The organism is Streptomyces niveus (assembly GCF_001723055.1).
Taxonomy (GTDB): Bacteria; Actinomycetota; Actinomycetes; order Streptomycetales; family Streptomycetaceae; genus Streptomyces; species Streptomyces niveus.
The window spans coordinates 1-551 of sequence record NZ_MDCR01000601.1 but is presented as its reverse complement, the minus strand read 5'-3'; the positions used below and the strand labels follow the sequence as shown (position 1 = coordinate 551).

1 protein-coding gene is annotated in these 551 nt (G+C 74.6%); it reads left to right on the top strand.

Annotation, left to right across the window (positions count from 1 at the left end; all coding sequences use genetic code 11):
* Nucleotides 1-433, top strand: a 433-nt coding sequence (locus tag BHU15_RS37835) for an ATPase, T2SS/T4P/T4SS family (RefSeq protein ID WP_171908545.1), incomplete at its 5' end; no start/stop codon positions are given.
* Nucleotides 434-551 lie beyond the last annotated feature (118 nt).

The following is a 551-nucleotide window of genomic DNA, read 5'->3' as shown; positions in this document are numbered from 1 at the left end:
CGCGGGCGAGGTGACCCTGGAGGACCTGGTGCGGCAGGCGCTGCGGATGCGGCCCGACCGGCTGGTGGTCGGGGAGGTACGGGGAGCTGAGGTGACGACTCTCCTGGCCGCCTTGAACACGGGCCACGAGGGGGGCTGCGGGACGGTTCACGCGAACACCGCGGCCGATGTGCCCGCGCGGCTGGAGGCCCTCGGGACGGCTGCCGGACTCGACCGGGCCGCTCTGCACAGCCAGTTGGCGGCGGCGCTGTCGGTCGTGATCCATCTCGTACGGGACCCGGCCGGGCTGCGCCGTATCGCCGAGGTGCATGTGCTGGAGCGGGACGCGGCGGGGCTGGTGGTGCCGGTGCCCGCGCTGCGCTGGGGCGCGGAGGGGTTCGCGTACGAGCGGGGCTGGCCGAGGCTGCGGACGCTGATCGGGGGTGCGTTGTGACGGCGGCGCTCGTTCCGGTCCCTCTGCCCATGCCACTGCCGATTCCGATCCCGACGCCCGTGATCCTGTTCGGCGCGGTGGCGTCCGTGGGGCTGGCGGTCTGGGGGCGGTTGGAGCG